General features: G+C 70.9%; 19 protein-coding genes and 1 pseudogene. 7 read left to right on the forward strand and 13 right to left on the reverse strand.

The window, feature by feature from the left end:
- Positions 1–83: 83 nt before the first annotated feature.
- Positions 84–2,147, reverse strand: coding sequence for a CocE/NonD family hydrolase (locus tag ACZ5U5_RS02900; RefSeq protein ID WP_469015403.1), 2,064 nt, complete (start codon positions 2,145–2,147; stop codon positions 84–86).
- Positions 2,148–2,213: 66 nt separating this feature from the next.
- Complete coding sequence (locus ACZ5U5_RS02905) at positions 2,214–3,518, reverse strand: ATP-grasp domain-containing protein (protein WP_469015404.1); 1,305 nt, start codon at positions 3,516–3,518, stop codon at positions 2,214–2,216.
- A gap of 410 nt (positions 3,519–3,928) precedes the next feature.
- On the opposite strand from ACZ5U5_RS02905, the gene ACZ5U5_RS02910 reads away from it, so the two are divergent.
- Genes ACZ5U5_RS02910 through ACZ5U5_RS02920 form a run of 3 tightly spaced genes read left to right on the forward strand, consistent with a single transcriptional unit; the run spans position 3,929 to position 5,919 of the window.
- Positions 3,929–4,567, forward strand: coding sequence for a HemK2/MTQ2 family protein methyltransferase (locus ACZ5U5_RS02910; protein ID WP_469015407.1), 639 nt, complete (start codon positions 3,929–3,931; stop codon positions 4,565–4,567).
- On the forward strand, positions 4,551–4,883 hold the full coding sequence (locus ACZ5U5_RS02915) for a CDGSH iron-sulfur domain-containing protein (RefSeq protein WP_469015410.1): 333 nt from the start codon (positions 4,551–4,553) through the stop codon (positions 4,881–4,883). Before ACZ5U5_RS02910 ends, ACZ5U5_RS02915 begins: the two co-directional genes overlap by 17 nt.
- Positions 4,873–5,919 carry an iron-containing redox enzyme family protein gene (locus ACZ5U5_RS02920; RefSeq protein ID WP_469015413.1) on the forward strand — a complete coding sequence of 349 codons (1,047 nt, stop codon included), beginning with the start codon at positions 4,873–4,875 and terminating at the stop codon, positions 5,917–5,919. The genes ACZ5U5_RS02915 and ACZ5U5_RS02920 overlap by 11 nt, the downstream gene beginning before the upstream one ends.
- A 679-nt stretch (positions 5,920–6,598) precedes the next feature.
- Here the strand turns inward: ACZ5U5_RS02920 and ACZ5U5_RS02925 are convergent.
- Positions 6,599–7,615: a MerR family transcriptional regulator gene (locus tag ACZ5U5_RS02925; protein ID WP_469015416.1), complete on the reverse strand. Its 1,017-nt coding sequence runs from the start codon at positions 7,613–7,615 to the stop codon at positions 6,599–6,601.
- 154 nt (positions 7,616–7,769) lie between these two features.
- Between ACZ5U5_RS02925 and ACZ5U5_RS02930 the strand changes: the two genes are divergently transcribed.
- Complete coding sequence (locus tag ACZ5U5_RS02930; protein WP_469015418.1) at positions 7,770–8,360, forward strand: RNA polymerase sigma factor; 591 nt, start codon at positions 7,770–7,772, stop codon at positions 8,358–8,360.
- A gap of 303 nt (positions 8,361–8,663) precedes the next feature.
- Here ACZ5U5_RS02930 and ACZ5U5_RS02935 read toward each other — a convergent pair whose 3' ends face one another.
- The 3 genes from ACZ5U5_RS02935 to ACZ5U5_RS02945 all read right to left on the reverse strand — a co-directional run bounded on the left by ACZ5U5_RS02935 (position 8,664) and on the right by ACZ5U5_RS02945 (position 11,307).
- Positions 8,664–9,374: a C39 family peptidase gene (locus ACZ5U5_RS02935; RefSeq protein WP_469015420.1), complete on the reverse strand. Its 711-nt coding sequence runs from the start codon at positions 9,372–9,374 to the stop codon at positions 8,664–8,666.
- A gap of 55 nt (positions 9,375–9,429) precedes the next feature.
- Positions 9,430–10,065 carry a peptidoglycan-binding domain-containing protein gene (locus ACZ5U5_RS02940; RefSeq protein ID WP_469016884.1) on the reverse strand — a complete coding sequence of 212 codons (636 nt, stop codon included), beginning with the start codon at positions 10,063–10,065 and terminating at the stop codon, positions 9,430–9,432.
- A gap of 258 nt (positions 10,066–10,323) precedes the next feature.
- Positions 10,324–11,307 (reverse strand): ArsR/SmtB family transcription factor, encoded by a 984-nt coding sequence (locus ACZ5U5_RS02945; RefSeq protein ID WP_469015423.1) that lies wholly within the window; start codon positions 11,305–11,307, stop codon positions 10,324–10,326.
- A 214-nt stretch (positions 11,308–11,521) separates the two neighbouring features.
- Here ACZ5U5_RS02945 and ACZ5U5_RS02950 point away from each other — a divergent pair, with 214 nt between their 5' ends.
- The gene (locus ACZ5U5_RS02950) at positions 11,522–12,100 is read left to right on the forward strand and encodes a TIGR04222 domain-containing membrane protein (RefSeq protein WP_469015426.1); all 579 of its coding nucleotides are present in this window, start codon (positions 11,522–11,524) and stop codon (positions 12,098–12,100) included.
- Positions 12,101–12,190: 90 nt separating this feature from the next.
- On the opposite strand, the gene ACZ5U5_RS02955 is transcribed toward ACZ5U5_RS02950, so the two are convergent.
- From ACZ5U5_RS02955 to ACZ5U5_RS02965, 3 genes and pseudogenes are all read right to left on the reverse strand, one after another.
- A complete protein-coding gene (locus tag ACZ5U5_RS02955; RefSeq protein WP_469015429.1) occupies positions 12,191–13,729 on the reverse strand; it encodes an FG-GAP-like repeat-containing protein in 1,539 nt (512 codons plus the stop codon).
- 130 nt (positions 13,730–13,859) lie between these two features.
- Positions 13,860–14,426: pseudogene (locus ACZ5U5_RS02960) on the reverse strand (dioxygenase family protein); the annotation flags it as partial.
- 171 nt (positions 14,427–14,597) lie between these two features.
- Entirely contained in the window at positions 14,598–15,554 is a 957-nt protein-coding gene (locus ACZ5U5_RS02965) for a helix-turn-helix transcriptional regulator (RefSeq protein ID WP_469015432.1), read from the reverse strand.
- A gap of 178 nt (positions 15,555–15,732) precedes the next feature.
- Between ACZ5U5_RS02965 and ACZ5U5_RS02970 the strand changes: the two genes are divergently transcribed.
- Positions 15,733–16,491: a PP2C family protein-serine/threonine phosphatase gene (locus ACZ5U5_RS02970; protein WP_469015435.1), complete on the forward strand. Its 759-nt coding sequence runs from the start codon at positions 15,733–15,735 to the stop codon at positions 16,489–16,491.
- A 72-nt stretch (positions 16,492–16,563) separates the two neighbouring features.
- A complete protein-coding gene (locus ACZ5U5_RS02975; protein WP_365818036.1) occupies positions 16,564–17,184 on the forward strand; it encodes an L-threonylcarbamoyladenylate synthase in 621 nt (206 codons plus the stop codon).
- A gap of 40 nt (positions 17,185–17,224) precedes the next feature.
- Here ACZ5U5_RS02975 and ACZ5U5_RS02980 read toward each other — a convergent pair whose 3' ends face one another.
- From ACZ5U5_RS02980 to ACZ5U5_RS02995, 4 genes are all read right to left on the reverse strand, one after another.
- Entirely contained in the window at positions 17,225–17,884 is a 660-nt protein-coding gene (locus tag ACZ5U5_RS02980) for an alpha-ketoglutarate-dependent dioxygenase AlkB family protein (RefSeq protein ID WP_469015438.1), read from the reverse strand.
- On the reverse strand, positions 17,881–18,444 hold the full coding sequence (locus ACZ5U5_RS02985) for a hypothetical protein (protein ID WP_469015441.1): 564 nt from the start codon (positions 18,442–18,444) through the stop codon (positions 17,881–17,883). The genes ACZ5U5_RS02980 and ACZ5U5_RS02985 overlap by 4 nt, the downstream gene beginning before the upstream one ends.
- A gap of 184 nt (positions 18,445–18,628) precedes the next feature.
- Entirely contained in the window at positions 18,629–19,366 is a 738-nt protein-coding gene (locus ACZ5U5_RS02990) for a 2OG-Fe(II) oxygenase (RefSeq protein WP_469015444.1), read from the reverse strand.
- Positions 19,367–19,594: 228 nt separating this feature from the next.
- Complete coding sequence (locus tag ACZ5U5_RS02995; protein ID WP_469015446.1) at positions 19,595–19,768, reverse strand: hypothetical protein; 174 nt, start codon at positions 19,766–19,768, stop codon at positions 19,595–19,597.
- Positions 19,769–20,049 lie beyond the last annotated feature (281 nt).

Consider the following 20,049-nt stretch of genomic DNA (forward strand, 5'->3'; position numbering starts at 1 on the left):
GCCCTGCCGTTCAGAGGCCAAACAGAAACTTCCGGCCGTCTCACCGCGGCTCATTCAGCCGTGGTGTCACAACAAGCGTGGTGTCACAGCAAGTCGCGGGGCACGGTTTCATTCCAGGTACGCGAGAAAACCCTCCGGTCACCCTCGTAACCGTCCAGGGTGGCGTCCACCCGGAAGGTGTCCTCGTCGCAACTGAGAACCGTGCGGGTCTCCACCCGTACGTCCCAGTCGTCGCGCTTGAAGGACATCGTCCAGGCCGACTCGCCGGCCGCGGAGGTGAAGTCCTCGGCCCGGGAGGTGTAGCGCTCGTAGGCCCGGCGCCCGACGTCGAGGTTGATGTCCTCGAGGCGCACAGTTCCCCGGTCCTTGACGATCTCCAGCTCGGCGGCGTAGTCGACCAGGTCACGCTTGACCTGCCAGCGCTCCTCGGGGGCGGACAGCTGGACGGGAGACCTCGGCCGCGTGCCTTCCGGCTCACCGAAGGGCTGCTCCGGCAGTGCGTCGGGCTCCGACACCGGGCGGACGGGGAGCGTCAGGGTGCTCGACGTCTCGTACACGGTCAGGAGCACCGGCTTGGGCGGCGGCCAGGCCAGCGGCCAGTACGAGGTGGACAGGGACACCCGGATGCGGTGACCCGGCGGGAACGCCTGGGCGACACCGTTGAGCGGGATGGCCGCGCGGTAACGGCGCCCGGGTTCGAGGGGACGCGGGTCACCGTGGGCCTCGCTGCGGGTGAGGTTGAGCAGGCCGTAGCTGACACGGGTGGCGCTGCCGTCGGGCGCCACGTCGGACAGCCGGACCGCGACCATGGCCACGGGTTGGTTGACGCTCAGGTCGAGTTCGACGCTGGGCGAGCCGAGGATCTCCGTGCGCTCGGTCAGCGGATCGGTCTCGAAGACCAGCGAGCCGCCGTCCTCCTCACGCTGGTCGTAGGGCAGGTCGGGGGGCGCGTTGTAGGAGGCCCACTTCCCGCCGAACTGGCCTACGGACAGCGGTGATTGGACGGACATTCCCGCCTCCGCACCCACCGGCTCCCCCTCGGGGGAATCACGGGACCCGGCGGTCCCCGTGATCGGCTCGGAGAGACCGTGGCGGGTGAGGCGCCGCACGACGGGCGTGATGTGCGGGGACGGCCAGGACGGCTCCCCCACCCAGCGTCCCGGACGTTCCTCGTACGACGTGGAGGGCGGCACGCTGTCCTGCATCCACGTTCGCAGCATCGGCCCGTCCATCACGCCGTTGTCGACGCCCTTCAGCCAGTGGTCCCACCAGCGCACCACTTCCTGGAGGTAGCCGATGGCGGGGCCCGGCTGACCGAGATGCGGGAACTTGTGGGACCAGGGGCCGATCAGCCCCTTGCGCGGCACGTCCAGATTGCCGAGCAGTCGTGTCACGGCGTTCGAATAGCCGTCCGCCCAGCCGCTGGAGGCGAGGACGGGGGTGCGTACGGCCTGGTAGTCCTCGCAGACCGAGGCGTGCCGCCAGTAGTCGTCACGGCGCTGGTGCTTGAGCCATTCGAGCACCCAGGGCCGGGTGCCCTCCATGCGCTCGTGCCACATGTCGCGCCACCGGTCCCCCACCATCATCGGGTCCGGGGGCATGGTGCCGTAGGCGAACATGGTGCCCGCCTCGGCCAGATTGTCCGACAGGAGGGCACCGCCCATGTAATGCATGTCGTCGGCGTACCGGTCGTCGGTGAAGGACGCGATGACGATGGCGCGCAGGCTCTCCGGCTGCCGCGCGGCGACCTGGAGTGCGGCGAAGGCGCCCCAGGAGATCCCCATCATGCCGGTGTTGCCGTCGCACCAGGGCTGGTCGGCGAGCCAGGCCAGGATGTCCTCGGCGTCGGCCTGCTCCTGTTCCAGATACTCGTCCTTGAGCACCCCCTCGGAGTCGCCGGTGCCACGCAGGTCCACACGGATGCAGGCGTAACCGTGCCCGGCGATGTAGGGGTGGTGGATGGAGTCGCGCTCGGCGGTCAGGTCACGCTGACGGTAGGGGATGTATTCCAGGACCGCGGGGACGGGTTCCTGGTCGGAGGACGTCGGCCGCCAGATGCGGGCCGCGAGGCGGGTTCCGTCCGCCACGGGGATGGTGACGTTCTCCTCTTCCTTGGTCTCGTACGGAAGGTCGCTCACGTAGCGCAAGCCGAGACGCTCCTTCGTGTTGCGGGGTGCTTCGGTGGGGGGTGTTTCGGTGGGGGTGTTCGCCGTTCAGTCGTTCTTCGTGTCGCGGCCGCCGGGCTTCGCCTCGTCGAAGGTCAGGCCGAGGGCCGCCACGCACTGGTCGTACTTGGCCCGCATGTCCTCCTCGCTCTCCCCGCCCGTGAAGATGTGAGCCAACTCGTAGCTGTAGCTGTCCTGTTCGGACGCGTCGGACAGCCGCTGCCCCTCCTCGACCAGCACGTCGACGCGCACGCCGGGGATACGGCGCTCGATGGTCTCGATGTCCTTGCGGGAGGGGACGTTGTGCACGGTGGCGTCGGCGAACCAGCGGTAGTACCACTTGGCGGCCGTGGCGTACTCGCCCTGGCGGTGGGGCAGTTGGGGGTCCTTGCCGAGGGCGAGGCTCAGCATGCAGTGGTGGTTGGGCACGCCGTCGACGTACTCGAACATCTCCGCGTGCGACTGGGAGTGCCGCGGGTTGATCTCCAGGAGGTTGATCGCGTCGGTCCGAGGGTCGTAGAAGTACTCGATGCTGAAGGTCGCCGCGTCCATGCCGATCTGCCGCATCACCCGCTCCGACACGTCCCGCAGCCGCTCGAGGACGGGCTCGGGGAGGGTGGAGGGGTACTGGTGGCGCAGGAAACACGGCGAGTCGGGGTACTGGATCGAGTCGAGGATGCCGTAGATGGTGACCTCGCCCTCGTGGACGTAGCCCTCGATCGCGACCTGGATGCCGTTCAGCGCGCCTTCGGCGAGGCACACCTGGCCGCCCACGTCGGCCATCTCCGGGGGCAGATCGACGCGGGCGAGGATGTCCTCGAACGGGCGCCCGATGCGTCCCATCCCGTTGCGGATACGGTCGGCCGCCTCGGTGAACTCGGCCTGGTCACCGACGCCGTAGGCCAGCTCCGACGAGTAGGACAGCGCGGGCTTGAGCCACATCGGGAAGTCCATGCCCTCGGGGGGCTTGGGGTCGGCGCTTTCCATGTCGACCCGCCCGAACGGCGGGTGCGCGTCGGTGACCCGCCGCTGTTCCAGGCGGCTCCAGTACTTGTGCTCGCACTTGACCACGGAATCCAGACTGGTGCTCCGCGTCCCGTAGCGCTCGCTGAGGATCGGCACGAGCGTGCTGACGGGGAAGTCCCAGTAGCCGACGATCGCGTCGATGTGACCGTCGAACGCGTCGAGTATTCCCTCCGCCTTCTCAAGGAGCGCTGGGACGGACACCTCGCCACTCTGCAGCTCGTCGACTGTCAGGAGGGGGTGGAAGACGTAGTCCTGCGCGTCGGGGACCGCGCGCAGCGTCGGCAGGTTGGCCTCGTCGAGGCCGAGTACGAAGATATTGAGCGGCATGGCGCCCTTTCTGTGTTCGGGGTGCCAGCGGCTGTTCCGCTGAGTGGCTGAGAAGGCCGCGTACCCAGGTCGCAGTGGCGCAATCGCGCCCCTTCCCCACGTCGGGCCTCGGATCACGTCTTCGGTGGCTCCCGGCGGCCCGCACGTGTGCGCCCCGGTTCGCAGGGCACCTGGGAGATCGACAGTCGCGGGAGCGAGCCCCGAGCAGCCGAGGAATCCATGAGGCCAGAGAGACACCCGGTCGGTTCGATTCGTCACTGTGCGTCACCACCCGAGTGGTGGCAGGTGCGGGAACAGCGGAGTGTGGTGAGAGGGCCGGTCCAGGAGGGGCATCGTCCGACCGGCCCCGCAATCACCGGAGGTGCGTGATGGTCGTCGATACAGCCGCTGGTGCGGCCCCGGGACGCCTGATGACCCTTCCCGGGGTCTATGCGCCGCAGGACGACACGGGTCTGCTCGCTCGCGCCCTGGGCCGCGAGGCCATCGGCCCCGGCACGGAGCTACTGGACCTGGGCACCGGCAGCGGCGCGCTCGCCGTTCACGCGGCGCGGCTCGGCGCCCAGGTGACGGCGGTGGACATAGCCCGGCGTGCCGTCCTGACCGCCCGTCTCAACGCGCTGGCGGCACGGCAGCGCATCACCGTCCTGCGGGGCGACCTCACGTCCGCCGTCCCTGGGCGGTCCTACGACTTCGTGGCGAGCAATCCTCCGTACGTGCCCTCCCCTTCCGGCCGGCTGCCGCGGCGCGGCGCGGCGCGTTCCTGGGACGCTGGACGGGACGGCCGCGCGTTGGTGGACCGCATCTGCGACGCGGCGCCCGCGGTGCTGCGCCCCGGAGGTGTGCTGCTCATGGTCCATTCGGCGCTGTGTGACACCGACGCCACGCTGTCCCGGCTCTCCAAGGCCGGTTTGGAGGCCTCGGTGTCCGACCGCGCGCTCATTCCGTTCGGGCCCGTCCTGCGCTCACGCCAGGCCTTCCTGCGCGGGCAGGGGCTGCTTGGCGACGAGGACATGGAAGAACTGGTGGTCATCCGTGCCGAACGCACCTGAATCCGCGCCGGCCGGGACGGACCGGCTGCCGCGTGACCCGCGGCCGCGTCGCGTGACGATCGACCCCGAGGGACCCCTGCTCGTCGAGGGGCCCGTCGAGGTCGTCGCCGAGGACGGCAGCGTCATCGCTTCCCGGCGCTTCACCACCGCGATCTGCACCTGCCGCCGCAGCCGCGCCTACCCGTGGTGCGACACGAGCCACCGCCGCCGCGTGAAGCCTGAGGACACCGAGCGCGCCGAGAACGCCGAGAACGCCGGAAAAACCGACGGCACCGACGAGCACACCAAGGGGGAGGAAGCACCCGATGCCCGCTGAGAACCAGACGCTCTCGGACGCTCTCCGCGAGTCACGCCACACGAGCCCGGTTCTGCCGGAGCCTCGCGGCGTGCTGTCCGAGCTCGTCGTCAACACCCTGCGTGAGGGCGGGAGTTCGGGGCCGCTGTCCCTCGACACGCACGACGCCGACCCGTACGGGGACGACCTCCAGCTCGCTCTCTACACGCTCTACGAGCTGCACTACCAGGGCTTCGACGGGGTCCGCGAGGACCTCGAATGGGACCCTGAGCTACTGGGCCTTCGCCGCGCGCTCGAAGGACGCTTCCTCGGCGCGCTGCGCGCCAACTGCCGCTCCACCGACAGCGCCGAACGCGCCTTGGCCGATCTGCTGCTGGAGCCGATCGGCCACGTCCCGACCAGCGTCAGCCACCATCTGCAGCGTGACGGCGAGCTTTGGCAGATCAGGGAGTACGCGGCGCTGCGCTCCCTGTACCACCTCAAGGAGGCCGACCCGCACGCCTGGGTGATTCCCCGGCTGCACGGCCGGGCCAAGGCGGGCATGGTGGCCGTCGAGTTCGACGAGTTCGGGGCGGGCCGGGCCGAGGACATCCACGCCCGGCTCTACGCCGACCTCATGCGGGACCTCTCCCTGGAGACCGCGTACGGCCACTACCTCGACGCGGCCCCGGCGGAGGCGCTCGCGACGGTCAATCTGATGTCCCTGCTCGGCCTGCACCGGGCGCTGCGCGGAGCCCTTGTCGGACATTTCGGCGCCGTCGAGGTGACGTCGTCCCCGGGTTCGCGACGGCTGGCCAAGGCCATGCGCAAGTGCGGTGCCGGTAAGGCGGCCGAGCGGTTCTACGACGAACACGTGGAGGCCGACGCCGTCCACGAACAGGTGGTGCGCCGCGAAGTGATCGGCGGCCTGCTCGCGAGCGAACCCGGCCTGGAGTCCGACGTGGTCTTCGGCATCGAGGCCACGGACTTCCTGGAGGAGCGCCTGGGCGCACGCCTCTTGGCGGCCTGGCACAACGAACGAAGCGCACTGCGCACACCGCTGCCGACTGCGGGCTGAGGCCCCAGGGCGCCCCGGGTCTCAGCCGTCTCCCCCGTCCGACCGCGACGTCGCCAACGCCCTGCGTTCCAGGCCGACGCCCCGCCCAGGCTGGCGGCCCCCAGCGCCGCCGGCAGCAGGCTCACACCCCCGGGGCCCCACGCCGTCCCCTGGTCAGCCGCGGTCTCGCCGCGGGCCCTGCCAATCCGAGTCAACGCGCCCCATCGTCTGGCGGACCCAAGCACCGCCGCCGCGGCAAGCTGACACCCCTGAGACCTCACGCCGTCCCACGGCCAGCCGTGGCTCCGCCGCGCACCCTGCCGATCTGAACCAACGCCCTAGCGCAGACTGGCGGGCCCAGCCCCTGCCTAACGGCTGACGGGCGGCGGGTGGCACACGAGGCGTCACGCGATCGTGCGGCCGGTCGCGGCGCCACCACGCACCTCGCCAAGCCGACGCCCCGCGCAGGCTCGCGCCTCTGGGGCTTCACGCCGTCCCGTGGTCGGTTGCGGTCTCGGCGCGGGTCCTGGTGATCTGAAACCAACGCTCCAGCACAGGCTGTTGACTGGCGGGCCCAGCCCCCTGCGTAAGCGACTGACGCGCAGCGGGTGGCACCCGAGGCGTCACGCGATCGTGCGGCCGCTCGCGGCGTCACCACGCACCAAGCCGACGCCCCGCGCAGGCTGGTGCATCTGGAGCTTCACACCGTCCCGCGGTCGGTTGCCCTCTCTCCGCGGGTCCTGGTGATCTGGGACAGCGCCTCGTGCAAGGTGGTGGGGCGTAGTGCGCCGCGTACCGTTGAGCCCGCCCAGCCGGGGCCGGCCAGCATGACCGTGGGGCGTCCGCGGGCGCCTCGTACCCCCCAGCGGGTCTCGGCGATGTGGCGGGCCAGTGGGACGCTCGCGGTCGAGCGGGCCTGTGCCCACAGGACCACGACGGCCGGGCCCGTCCTGCGCACGGCGGACGAGACCGCCTCGACCGGCACGGCGGCGCCGAACATGCGCTGCGGGACGCCCAGTTCGCCCAGTGCCGCGCTCAGCGCCTCCAGCGGGAGCGAGTGCTGTTCGCCCGGTACGCAGGCCAGCACCAGCGGGGCGTTCGGCGCGGCGGGAGCCGTCGGCGCCATGGAGCAGCGGTGCAGGGTGCGCGAGACGTGCCACGACAGCAGGTGCTCCACCTCCACGTAGCGGTCGCCGGCCTCTTCCCACTTGCGGCCCACGGCGTGCAGCGTCGGCACCATCACCTCCTGCCACGCGGTGACCAGGCTGTGGCTCTCCACCGCGTCGTCCAGCAGGTCCTGCATGGTGGGCGCGTCGAGCCGCACGGCGGCGCGCGACAGGCCCCGCTGCCGACGGACGAACGTGTCGGGGGACAGCCGCGCCTGACGTGCCCGCCGTCTCGGCCGCGGTACGGAGGCGGGGCCTGGCGCGGTCCCGGAGGCCACGTCGGGATCGAGCAGCTTCAGCGCCTGGTGAGCGGCCTCGGCAGGTGGCACCCCCGAGGAGGTGAGGCGGCCCATCTCCTCCACCATGGCGACATCACGCTCGGACCAGCGGCGATGGTGACCGGGATCGCGCCGGGCAGGACCCAGGCCGTACCTGCGGTCCCAGGTCCGCAGCGTCGTGGGTGACACCCCCAGCCGCCGTGCCAGAGCGCCGGTGGTGACTCCGGTGCCCGCCGATTCGCTGCCCTGACCGCGGCGTTTCCCCTCGCTCATCCGGCCACGATACGACGCACAACCGATGCGAGTTGCCGTGCCGGAGCAGCTGTTCCCAGGATGACCGGATCGCGGCCACAGCGACGGCGCGACTGCCCGATTCCGTTCGTTCGTACGGCGATTGCGATCGCCGGAAGGAGCTGACGACACGCCGATGAGCAAACTGGTGCCACAGCCGGTGCGAGCCCCCGTCAGGGAGCGGACCACAGACCTGGCCCGAGGCCTCGCCGGTGGAGACGAGGCGAGTCTCACGGCGGTGTACCGCCGGTGGGGGCCGCTGGTGCACGCCCTCGCCCAGCGCGCACTCGGCGACAGCCGGGAGGCGGAGGACATCACGCAGCAGGTGTTCTTCGCGGCATGGCGCGGCCGGGACGGCTACCGCCCCGAACTCGGCACTCTGGGCGCCTGGTTGACGGGAATCGCCCGGCACAGGATCGCGGACGCGCTCAGCGCACGCACCCGGCGGGCGGCGCTCGTCGAGGGCGCGGTGGCGCAGTTCGCCACGATGGATCACGGCGTCCACGAGGGCATGGACTCGACGGTCGACCGGGCGCTGCTGACACAGGAGTTGGCAAGGCTCCCGGGCCCCCAGCGGACGGTGTTGCGCCTGTCGTTCTACGAGGACCTGACCCATCCGCAGATCGCGGATCACACCGGGTGGCCGCTCGGCACGGTGAAGAGCCACGCCCGGCGCGGCATCCACAGTCTGCGCCTGCGCCTGGAGGACGTGCAGGAGGACTGCTGAAAAATCTTGGTACCTGGTGCATCCGAGTGCCCGGTCGCGACGGAAGCAGTAGGTAGCTCGCCGTGACCGTCATTGTGCCTGAGGTCGGCAGGACCGCCCGGACCCTGCTCCCTGTTCGGCCTCAGCGGAGTCGGTGCCGCTGAGGCTGTCGCCGTCACCCCCGAGACGGCGGCCGAGCGGACTGTGGGTGGCGCATGTGTCGGTGGCGCCACCCACAGTCGTCGCCTCGCGGCACTCGGCTCGCGGGACTCGGCTCGCGGGACTCGGCTCACGGCTTTCGGCTCGCGGGACCCGGCTCACGGATCAGGCGGCGTACCCCTTCGGCGGGATGAGGGTGGCGAGCTGATCGAAGGAGAGCCAGTAGATCTGGTTGCCGCCGAAGGAGGCGGGGTCGGCGATGAGGACGCTGCGGTTCGCGTCGTCGTAGCCGATGACCGTGAAGTAGTGGTAGATCGTCTGGTCCGAGGGGTAGCCGGGCGGCTGGTTGCCGGGCGGGGCCACGATGTTGGTCACCAGCGGGTAGTTGTTGTCGATGTCCAGGACGATGTCGTTCCACAGCAGGTCCTTCTGGGCCTGGGTGGGCGGGTCGTTCGGCATCTCCTTGGTCTCGTACCAGCCGGTGCCGAGGTTGGCGTTGAGCACGCCGGTCACCTGACTGATGTGATCGGTGCCCGCCTCGGTGGTGCCGAGCTGCGCGGCCAGAGCGCCCTGGCTCGGCGGGGCGATCCGTGCGGACAGGGCGATGCGGGTGGCGGCGGGTCCGCACCAGTAGCCGGTCTCCTGGACCTGGTAGTCGACCGGCAGGGTGTGTGCGCTCCTGGTCCGCGCACCGCCGATGCTCAGCCGGGTGCCGGGTTCGTTCTGTCCGCTGACGACCGCGGTCCCGGCCTTGGAGCCTTCGGCGAGGACGGAGACGCTGTGCGGGTGTGCGGGTTCTGCCTGGGCGACGGCCGGGGTGACGAGTGCGCCGACGGCGGCGACGGCGATCGCTGTGGAGACAAGTCTCTTGCGCATACGGACTCCTGACGTGAGGGGTTGTGCGGGAGCAATGGGGGCGCTGGCGTGCGGGTCACGGGATCGGCGGGACCGTGGGCCCTTCCTGGGCGAGCAGATCGCGGGCGAACTGCTCCCACTGCGCGTACCGGTCGGGGTAGGCGGAGACCTGGACCGCCTGGCAGACGTCACCCGGGGGCATCGTCTGCCAGCCGTCGATCTGGATCAGGCCCGGGTTGCTGCCGAAGGGAGCCACTCCGAAGAAGGACTTGGACGAGGTGGCGACATCGGTGATCTGCTCCGGGGTGCCCCAGCCGGTGCTCGGACGCTGTTGGAAGATCCCCAGGGAATCGTGGTCCACCGGCGTCAGGTAGTTGACGAACTTCGATTCCTGCATGGCGGTCATCAGGGCGATGACCAGGCCCTGTTCGGGGATCTGCGCACCCTTGCCGACACCGATGACGGTGCGTGCGTTGGCGAGTTCCTCGGGCCCGAGGTCGGCCGCCGTCCGGAACGTGCGGCGCAGTTCGGCGTCGGGCGCCTGCCGCAGGGCTCTGGCGGTCGCGCCGTCGACCGAGCCGGTGCGGGGCAGGCCGTGGCGCTCCTGGAACCACTTCAGGCCGTGCCCGGAGGAGGCCGCGGGCGCCTCGTGCTCCGTGGGCGCCGCGGCGGCCTGGGCTATGCCGGGTACGGCGCAGAGGGTGCCGGCCAGGGCGAGCGAGGCGGCCACGGCCGCCCGGCGGGTGAGAGGGAGGGTGGAGGTGAGGGTACGAGTAGTGCGCAACGCCACTCCTTCATCGGATCGTCGAGGCGTCCCGGCGTGCCGTGCGCGGAAGTTCACACGTGGACGCGCGTTGAACGGCGCGCAGGGCGGGGTGTCGGAACGCAGGACGGTGGGGGGATGCGTGGGCAACTGCTCGGTCAGCTTCCTTGCATGCCCATGCCAGACGCAATCGATGAAAGCCCAGACTTACGACCCGCAGCTGCGCAGCAGCGCGCGCCCCTCCGCGGTGGCGACATGAAGCGACCGCCCCTCCCTGCGGACGGTGGTCAGCAGGCCGGCCGCGCGCAGCACCTTGACGTGCTGGCTTATCGCCGGGTGGGTGACCGCCAGCAGACGGGCCAGCTCGACCGTGGAGGAGCCGGTGCGCGCCGCCTTGAGGACAGCGGCCCGCGTATGTCCGACGAGCGGCCCGAGGGCGCCGTCGTCCGGACGGTCGGCGACGCATGCGGGGTGGGCCCAGTCCATCGCGTGGTCGATGGGATACACCAGGACGGGCGGCAGGTCACCGTCGGCGAGCGTGACGGGCGTGGGCCAGCAGAAGAACGAGGGCTGCAAGGTGATTCCCCGGCCGTCGAGGCGCAGCTCCTGATCCACCGGATAGTCGGCCTCCAACACCGGCGGGCGCCACCGCAGTTGCGGCCCGAGGCCCGCGAGCAGACCGTCGGTCCCGCCGTCGAGGAGGCTGTGCAGGCGGATGATGCGGTCGGCGTCGATCTGGGCGTGGATGCGGGGCCAGAACGGCGCGAGCGCCTCCAGGTGGTACGTGTGCAGAGCTCGCCCCAACTCCCGTAAGGCGGCCGCGTCTCCTTGCGCGAGCGACTCCGTCCAGCCCGGCAGCCGACGCGAGGCGGCCACCCGGGTCAGATCGGTGCGCAGGCGCGGCCGAGGGGTGCGCACCAGGGTGTCGACCGCCGCCTGGAGCGTCTCGCCCTGCCCATGGGTGGGCGTGAGGAAGTCCGGGGAACAGCCGTGTGGCGGCAGGAGGGGTGACAGGAGGCGGCCGCTGTCCGAGAGGCGCGGCCTCGCCCAGCGGCGCCACTGGCCGAACACCCGCGCCCCGTCACGCCGTTGGAGCGTCTGGACGCTGTTGCTGATCTCCCAGAGGAAGTCCGGCCCCGATGCGACCCGCACCCGCGCCAGGTCCTCGGCCGTGAAGTGCACCCGCAGCATGGCCCTCTCCCCCTGTGCCCCGTGCCCGGTTCCGTGGCCGCCGCGTCACCGCGCGGCAGGGCTCAAGGCCAACGCCGTGGGGTGGTTGCTGTCAAGGGAGTCGAGTGGTGCCCGAACCCTCAAGTCTTGCTCTGAAGGGGCGCGGAAGAGGGGTGCGCGCTCCCGGTGTCGGGCACCACAGGCGAAAGACGGGGTGTCCGAAGGGGGCGGGGGCATGCGGGTGTATTTCAGGCGGGCCACGACGGCGGCGGCAGCACGACGGGCCCTTGGTGCGTACGACATCGCCTATCTGGCGGGTGGGCCGCGACGCGTGGTGGAGTGCGCGGTGATCGGGCTGGCCGAGCGCGGGCTGCTCAGGCTGCGGGCGTCGCGGGTGTGCGCCGTGGGCGATGAGACACCCGAGCACCCGGTCGAGCGTGCCCTGCTGGCGGCGTGCCCCAGCAGCCGGGGCTCTGCCTCGGTGTGCGCGGAGGTACGCGAATCCCCTGAGGTGGAGGAGATCGGCGACCGGCTCGCGGAATGGGGCCTGGTGACCAGGTCCCGGCACCAGCTGACCCGCGTCGGCAGACAGCGGCTTCAGGCGGCCGAGGAGGAGGGAATCCTCCCCGGCCACGTGTTCGCCGGGCCCGACGTGCTTCCGAAGGGCACGGTCCGGCGCGCCGTCACGGAGGCGCAGTTCGTTCCGTCCGGTCTCGGCCGGGCCATGATCCGCTTTGGCAACGCCCTGGAACGCGAATCGGGCTCCGATCACGCGGGCTCCAGTTGCGGGGGCGGCGGAGGCGGAGGCGACTGACGGGGCGAGCAACGGACGGAGCGGGCCCGCGCGCGAGGGTGACGCCTTGTCAGCCCCCACTCACGGGCCCGCACTTGATGCGCTCCGCGCCTAGCGCAGGGTGCTTCCGAAGAGTGCCGCGGCGTCCGGGGCCCCGACGTCCTTGGGGCCGAACGCGACGGAGTGGGTGGCGGTCAGGCCGGTCGAGGTGCCGCGCAGCGACCAGATCGCGCCCGCTTGGGCGTTCTCCCGTACGGAGGACACCGCGAGGTCGCGGTGCCCGTCTCCCGTGACGTCCAGCAGCGCCGATGCCGCACCGAACTGGTCGTTCGCCTCGGCCACTCCGGGGATGCCCGCGGTGTCCTGGTGGAAGGCCTGGGCACCGGTGCCGGTCACGCCGTTCGCACTTCCGTGCACCAGCACGACGGCGCCCGCGTCGCCGACGGTCTTGACATCCTCGCCCACGACACCGATCGCGATGTCAGCGAAGCCGTCGCCCGTCACGTCGCCGACGGAGACGGAGCTGCCGAAGCGGTCGCCCGTCTCCTCGGCTCCGGGGATACCGGGCAGGTCCTGGTCGATCTTCTGGACCTCGGGCTTCAGACCGTCCGCCGAACCGTAGGCGACCATGACCTGGGCCTCGGTTTCGCCGTAGTCGCTCTCGCCGACGACCAGGTCGTCGTAGCGGTCGCCGTTGATGTCGCCGATGCCGAGCTGCCCCCTGGCCCCCGCCGCCTCACCGCGCTTGAAGCCGGTGGGGCTGCCGTACAGGATGCTGTTGGTCCAGGTGCCGTCGCCGGTGTAGTCGTTGACGGCGATGTCGGAGCGGCCGTCGCCGTTGATGTCGCCGACGGCCTCCGGAATCACCGGGCCTTGGACGGAGAGCGGTCCGTCGACGCAGATCTCGGGCTTCTCGCGGCAGCCCGGGTAGGGACGCTCCTCGCTCTCGTAGCTCCACCACTCCGACTTGTCCATGAAGTCGAGGGTGGCGGCCGGGGCGCCGGTGCGCGCGATGGGGCCCTTCCACAGACGCGCCTTCTGCTCCACCGGGTCGTCGCCGTGATACCCCACCAGGTCGAACAGCGCCAGGTCGGTGGTGCCGTCCCCGTCGAAGTCCCCGGCCTGCGGGGCGAATCCGAAGGTGTTGACGGCGGTGCCGCCGGTCGGGCCGCTCGCGGAGCCCCACAGGATCACCGAGCCTCCGCCGACGACACCGGTGCCGACGACCAGGTCCGCGTACCCGTCCTGGTCCAGGTCGGCCTTGGTGAAGTGCCTGCCGAACTCCTGCTTGGCGGTGGCCGCGCCGGGCACGCCGCTCGTGGAGCGGCTGATGATCTTCTTGTTGGCGGGGTCGAGTCCGTCCTTGGAGCCATACGTCACGACGACGTACCCGGCCTTGGCCTTGCCGGAGACGGTGGCGCCCGGGGCGCCGACGACGAGGTCGGCGTAGCCGTCGCCGTTGAGGTCGTCCGTCACCTTCGCGGCGGCGGCGCTCACACGGCCGGCATCGGCGTCCGTCGTGGCCGCCCAGGCGCTGCCCTGCCCGATGGCCAGGGCCGAGAGGCCGCTGCCCACGAGGAGGGAAGCGGCCATCAGGGGCAGGGCGCGGCGGGCGTTGCGGCCGACGGCGTGCTGTTTGGCTCGCGACATACAGGTTCCCTTGGTTCAGAGTGCGGTGGGGTGGCCGCCCGGCGGATTTCACCGCCGGTTCATGCCGACCGAACACTTGACCCCTCACGTCCACCAAAGGTTGTACGACGCCCCACGGCGCCCAGGGTTACTGAGGCACGTTCAGGACGAAGTCGAAGTCCGCCTCCTTCGCGTTTCCGACGGTGCGTACGTTCATGAGCAGCCGTGCGTCGAAGATGGGGTCGGTGTTGTTGCGCGGTTCGCCGGGGAAGTACAGCTGGGTCGTGAGGACCGGGCGCCCCGGGGCCTGCACCTTGACGTGCAGGTGCCGGGTGCGGCCCGGGTAGAGTCCGGGCACGACCGTGGTGAGCCTGAACGCGCCGCTCGCATCGGTGAATTGGTGGCCCCGGAAGCGGAACCCCGTGTTGTCGTACGTCCCGTAGGTGTCGGCCTGCCAGAAGTCCAGCAGGACCCTCGGTATGGGCCGGCAGGCGCTCCCGAAGACGTAACCGGTGACGGTGAGGCGCACACCCGGGGTGCCGGGCTGGAGGAGCGAGGTGCGCCGGGGCGAGTTGGGTTTGAAGTACGGCCCCTCCATCTGCGGGGGCGTCGGGTCGTCACCGTCGTCGCAGGCAGGGGTCGCCTCCGGCGCCACCCCGCGTTCGCCCGCGGTCCTGGCCAGGGCGGGGACCCCCATCAGGGCCACCGGCAGGGCCATGCCCACCGCGGCGGCCGCTCTCAGGACGGTCTTGCGACTCGGACCGTCGCCGCGCTGTTCCTCGGCCGGGCCGGCTCCGTCGTCGTCACGTATGCCGTCCCCTGTCGTGCCGATCTCGTGCTCCATCGCTCCTCCTGAAGGGGTGGGGTGAGTTCCGGATCGGCTCCGAAGTTATGCGGGCGGCAGGGCCCGGGCGATGGACTCAAGTCGGTGGTCGTGGTGAATATCGCCCTCGCCGCGCCGGAAGTCCCCGGGGCTCGCGCCGGTCTCGCGGCGGAAGAAGCGACAGAAGTAGGCGGGGTCGCCGAAGCCGACCCGGGCCGCGACCTGACGGACCGACAACTCCGTACGCAGCAGCAGGCGTTTGGCCTCGTGCACCCGTGCCTGCCGGATCAGTTCGCCGGGCGTGCGGCCGGTGGACGCCTTGACCGCCTCGCTGAGGTAGCCCTCGGAGACACCCAGATGCCGTGCGCATGCGCGCACCGACCGCAGGGGGCCCTCCGGGCTGCCGAGCAAGGTCACGAACCGCGCTGCCACGGAGCCGGGCCGGGTGCGCGGAGCGGCCGGGAGCCCGGCGGACCGGCGTGCGGGCAGCCGCGCCGCCCGCACCACCAGGACGTGCAGCAGGGCCCGCAGCACGCCCTGGAATCCGTCGGCGCCCGCACGGTACTCACCGTCGAGGTCGGCGACGAGGCGCGCGGTCCGGTCGGCTTCCTCGTCGGGGAGTTCGACCCAGGAGCGCTGTCCAAGGCCGCGCAGCGTGTGGCGGTCGGCGGGATGGTCCAGGAGGAAGTCGTCGGTGAAGAGGATGACGCTCCCCTCCAGGCCGGTGACGTTCTCCCAGTGGTGGACCTGGCCGGGGGCGATGAAGCACAGGTTCGGCGGCCGCAGGGCGAAACGGGTCAGGTCGACGACATGTCCGCCGGTGCCGCCCGTGACGTGGACGATCTCGTGGAAGGTGTGCCGGTGCGGGAACGACGCCCGCGACATCGGTCCGATGGTGTCGAACGTGCCGATGGCGAACGGCAGCGCATTGGGCATGGGCACTTCCAGGCGGTGCGTCGGCATGCCCTCCTCGCCGGGTAACCCGCTGTTCCCCTCGCCGGGCAAGACCGTTGTGCCGCGCATGCGTACGCTCCTCACCTGACCGGAGACTGGTCCAGACCAGCCGACTCCCCCACCATGGCACGCCCGGCCGCCGCCGGGCAGGGGCGGCGCCCCCGGCCCGCCACTGAGCCGGGAGCGGCTCACGGCGTGACAATGGTCTTGCGGAACACGCCCGCCGCAGCGGAGAGGCAACTTACAGATGCCCTACATCACAGTCACCGCGCTGAGCCATCCCGGGCTCGTACGCGACCACAACGAGGACAGCCTGGCCGTCGGCCCCTGGACGCTGTGCGGGACGATGACCGAGAACCCGCAGACCCTGGGGTTCCCGCTCGGCAATCCCCTCGTCGTCGCGGTCGCCGACGGCATCGGCGGTCAGCCGGGCGGCGAGGTGGCCAGCGGCCTCGTCGTACGACGGCTTGCGGCGCTCGGGTCCTTGCTGGACAGCGAAGAGGCTGTGCGTGACGCGCTGAACGCCTGCAATCACGCCGTGTACGAGGCCGCCGAGCGCGACCCGGAGCTGGCGACGATGGGGACGACGGTCGCGGGTGTCGTGCTCCTCGGGCAGGAACTCCTCGTGTTCAACGTCGGCGACAGCCGAGTGCTCGACGTCGGCCGCGTCGGCGTGAACGGCACGCTGCGCCAGGTGAGCGTCGACGACAGCCCGCCGCCCGCGCCCGGCCGGCGCACCACGTCGATCGTCACGCAGGCGCTCGGCGGCGCCCTCCGGTTCAGCGCGATCACACCGCATGTCAGCACGGTGCCGCTCGTCGGGGGTGAACGTTTCCTGGTGTGCTCCGACGGCCTGACCGACCCCGTGCCCGAGGAGACCCTGGCCGAGCTGCTCGCGGCCCACGACGGAGGCCGGGCGGTCTTCGAACTGTGGAAGGCCGCCATCGAGGCCGGCGGCCCCGACAACATCACGCTCGCGCTGATCACGGTCGTCGACGACGACTGACCCACGTCACGTGGTTCGGCTGCGCCCCGTGAGAAGCCCGGTTCCGCTGAGGCGATCACGTAGGCTCGGCGGATGGCGAAGTATTTTGACGTGCACCCCGACAACCCCCAGCAGCGCAGCATCAGCACCGTGGCCGACAGCATCCGCTCCGGTGCGCTGATCGCTTATCCGACGGACTCCTGCTTCGCGCTCGGATGCCAGCTGGGCAACCGCGACGGTCTCGACCGGATCCGCAAGATCCGGAACCTCGACGATCGCCACCACTTCACCCTGGTGTGCCAGAACTTCGCGCAGCTGGGTCAGTTCGTGCACGTCGACAACGACGTGTTCCGCGCGATCAAGGCAGCCACGCCGGGCAGCTACACCTTCATCCTGCCCGCGACGAAGGAAGTGCCGCGCCAGCTCCTGCACCCGAAGAAGAAGACGGTCGGCGTCCGGATCCCCGACCATGTCGTCACGCAGGCCCTGCTCACCGAGCTCGGTGAGCCGCTGCTCTCCAGCACGCTGCTCCTGCCCGACGAGGAGGAGCCGCTGACCCAGGGCTGGGAGATCAAGGAACGCCTCGACCACGTGGTGGACGCGGTGGTCGACTCCGGCGACTGCGGCACGAGCCCGACCACGGTCATCGACTTCTCCGGCGGCGAGGCGGAGATCGTGCGCCGAGGCGCGGGCGACACCTCGCGCTTCGAGTAGCCGAGCGGCCCGGTCCGCTCAAGCAGCTCGGTCCGCTCGTTCAGCCGGTGAGGCCGGTGACCCGCATCGTGATGTTCAGGCGGCCCGAGGCCAGGCCGGTGGCGGGGTCCGCGGTGCCTTCGTGCACCTTGGGCACGCCGTGGAAGATGTGTCGCGAGGGGCCGCCGAAGACGAACAGGTCGCCCGAGGCCAGTTCGATGTCCGTGTAGGGCTTGGTACGGGTCTCCGTGTTCCCCACGCGGAACACGCAGGTGTCGCCGATGGACAAGGACACCACCGGGGCCGACGACCGCTCGTCCTTGTCCTGGTGCATGCCCGTCCTGGCCTGCCCGTCATAGAAGTTGATCAGCGCGGTGTCCGGCGTGTAGTCAGTCGCGGCCGACGCGTCTTCGTAAGCCGTCGTGAGCGCCCGGCGGCCGAGCGCGACCATCCAGTCCGGGAAGGCGGCGACCCGCCGGCCGTTCACGTCACCGGCGGTCCGCGTGTACCGGTACGGCTGCCAGTGCCAGCCGACGCACACCGTCCGCACGGACATGACGCCGCCGCGCGGCAGCTGGGTGTGGCGGATCGGCACGGGTCCGGTGGCCCACTCACGGCACGCCGTGACGAGTTGGCACTGCTCGTCCAGGGTGAGCCACTCCGGCACGTGTACGGCGCCAGGGGCGATCTCCCGCATGGGCCTGGGGATCAGGGCGCTCACGAGTTCACTTCCGCGGACAGGTGGGTGGTGACCCAGCGGTGGCGTACGTCCCAGGTGTCGCCGTCGGGGGTGGCGCCGCGCAGGCCGTGCAGTACGTCGTCCCCGGCCAGCGCGGGGACGCGGGAGTCCCGCAGGGAGGCGAAGGCGTAGGTGCGGGCCGGGTCCCAGTCGGTGGAGTGGCGCAGGCGCCGGGCCAGCTGGGCGAACCCGAGGGGCGCGGCGGCCATCACCCAGGCGTCCGGGAGCTCCGCGGTCAGCCGGTGCGCGGGGCGCAGCCAGGACGCGGCGGTCTCCGGCCAGCTCACCGTGGCGAGTACGGTGCCGCCGTGGGCGGTCCACGCGGCGGCGAGGGCTTCGGCGGCGGCTCGGGATGCCGGGTCGCGGCTGTGGCCCACCGTGACGGTCTCGATCCGCGCTTTCGGCAGGGTCAACAGGCCGACGAGGGCGGCGAGTTCGGCTTCGGTGTGCGCGGCGGGCGCGGGGAGGTCCGCGTGGGCGGCCAGCTCGGTGCCGCTGACGAGGGGCGAGCGGGAGGCTTCCCGCTCCTTGAGGATGCTCATGATGTGCCGGTGCTTTCTGGGTCTGCTTTCCAGCGAGCGTACTGAGCGGGCAGGCAGACCGCACAGGGGCGGTATCCGGCCTTGATCGCCGCGGCCTCGTCGGGGAAGAACACCCGGTGGGTGACGTACGGGCCGCGGGCGACGGCCCGCAGCTCTCTCCCCGGCGGGGAGGGATTCGACAGGTTCACGCAGCGTCGTGGAAGACCAGGCCGAGCGTGTGCCTGCGCCCGGAGCGGACGGTGCTCACGCCGTGCCGCATCGGCCCGGTCGACCAGCCGCGCTTGGAGGCCACGGGGCGGTCGCGGGTCGTGAAGACGAGCCCGTGGCCCTGCGGCAGGGTCGTGGCCGAGCCGCGTGACTGGGCGCGGGGGCGCTGCTCGGTCATGATGAACTCGCCGCCGGTGTAATCGGATCCCGGGGCGTCGAGCCCGATGACGACCTGGAGCGGGAAGAGCATGTCGCCGAAGACGTCGCGGTGCAGGGCGTTCCAGTCGCCGGGCCCGTAACGGAGCAGGATCTGGGAGGACTTGGCCTGTCCGGCCGCGTGGCACATCTCCAACCACTCCCCCAGGCTGTCGGGCCAGGGGGCGGGCTTGCCGAGTCTGGCGGCCCAGTCGCGGGCGACGGGAAGCAGCCGAGGATAGAACGCCTCACGCAACTCCCGTACGACATCAGGCAGTTCGTGGTTGAAATACCGATACTGGCCCGAACCGAAGCGGTAACGGGCCATGTCGATGGTGCTGCGGAAACGGTCGGTCTCGTCGTACAGGGCGGCGATGTCACGGCAGGCTGCCGGGTCCAGGAGCTGACCGGTGAGGGCATGACCGTACTCGTCGAGCTCGGCGGCCAGCGCGCCCCAGACCTCCGCCGCGACGCGTTCGCCGACGCGGGTGGCTGCGGCCGGTTGAATGGTGTCGATCATGGTGAGAGCCCTTTGCGTTGGTACAGGTGGTGCGGGTCGTCCGAGTCGTGCGGGTCAGAGGAGGGCGGGTTGCAGGGCGCCCTCGTGGGTGAGGAGCTGGACCTTGCGCTCCGCGCCGCCCGCGTAGCCGCGCTTTCCACCTCCAACAGTGGGGTGCAAAGGAAGCGAGTGCTGGCGGGAATCGGACGTCGCACTGATGTCGCAGCGGGCGTTGCTAGAGGGTGATCCTCACTCCGCAGGGTGACCGCTGTGCCCGAGCAGGCCCAGCGCCGTCAGCACAGTGACGCTGAGTGTCATCCAGGCGATGAAGGCGCCGCCTCCATACAGCACCGCGCCGGCCGGGGGCACCCCGGCCTCGCGCGAGAGCAGTCCCGCCACCACTGCCACCAGTAGCGATGACACGAGGGACAAGAGCGTCAGAAGTACCTGCGCGGGAAATGTGAGCCTCACCAGTCGATCCCTTCACGAGGGTGGTCGACCAGTCGGCGGGCAGCCTCAGCTCGACCACCGATTGCGATGGCCTGCTGAGGCTCTGCGACGATTAGAGACTCATGGTGCTCATGATCAGCCGAGATGGAAGCACTGTCCCCCATCGGACACGTCGCCAGTGCTTGTGGCTCTCGGATGAGCAACACGAAGCCTAGCGACAGGTGTTGGGGATCGCTAGGGCCCTACAGGGTGGT

The sequence above is a fragment of the Streptomyces sp. NPDC033177 genome (assembly GCF_055577715.1).

Bases quoted from the DNA above. Each gene is read 5' to 3' on its own strand.
- ACZ5U5_RS02905 (WP_469015404.1), bottom strand. From the start codon at position 3,518: ATGCCGCTCAATATCTTCGTACTCGGCCTCGACGAGGCCAACCTGCCG.
- ACZ5U5_RS02910 (WP_469015407.1), top strand. From the start codon at position 3,929: ATGACCCTTCCCGGGGTCTATGCGCCGCAGGACGACACGGGTCTGCTC.
- ACZ5U5_RS02920 (WP_469015413.1), top strand. From the start codon at position 4,873: ATGCCCGCTGAGAACCAGACGCTCTCGGACGCTCTCCGCGAGTCACGC.
- ACZ5U5_RS02925 (WP_469015416.1), bottom strand. From the start codon at position 7,615: ATGAGCGAGGGGAAACGCCGCGGTCAGGGCAGCGAATCGGCGGGCACC.
- ACZ5U5_RS02930 (WP_469015418.1), top strand. From the start codon at position 7,770: ATGAGCAAACTGGTGCCACAGCCGGTGCGAGCCCCCGTCAGGGAGCGG.
- ACZ5U5_RS02935 (WP_469015420.1), bottom strand. From the start codon at position 9,374: ATGCGCAAGAGACTTGTCTCCACAGCGATCGCCGTCGCCGCCGTCGGC.
- ACZ5U5_RS02945 (WP_469015423.1), bottom strand. From the start codon at position 11,307: ATGCTGCGGGTGCACTTCACGGCCGAGGACCTGGCGCGGGTGCGGGTC.
- ACZ5U5_RS02950 (WP_469015426.1), top strand. From the start codon at position 11,522: ATGCGGGTGTATTTCAGGCGGGCCACGACGGCGGCGGCAGCACGACGG.
- ACZ5U5_RS02955 (WP_469015429.1), bottom strand. From the start codon at position 13,729: ATGTCGCGAGCCAAACAGCACGCCGTCGGCCGCAACGCCCGCCGCGCC.
- ACZ5U5_RS02965 (WP_469015432.1), bottom strand. From the start codon at position 15,554: ATGCGCGGCACAACGGTCTTGCCCGGCGAGGGGAACAGCGGGTTACCC.
- ACZ5U5_RS02970 (WP_469015435.1), top strand. From the start codon at position 15,733: ATGCCCTACATCACAGTCACCGCGCTGAGCCATCCCGGGCTCGTACGC.
- ACZ5U5_RS02975 (WP_365818036.1), top strand. From the start codon at position 16,564: ATGGCGAAGTATTTTGACGTGCACCCCGACAACCCCCAGCAGCGCAGC.
- ACZ5U5_RS02985 (WP_469015441.1), bottom strand. From the start codon at position 18,444: ATGAGCATCCTCAAGGAGCGGGAAGCCTCCCGCTCGCCCCTCGTCAGC.
- ACZ5U5_RS02990 (WP_469015444.1), bottom strand. From the start codon at position 19,366: ATGATCGACACCATTCAACCGGCCGCAGCCACCCGCGTCGGCGAACGC.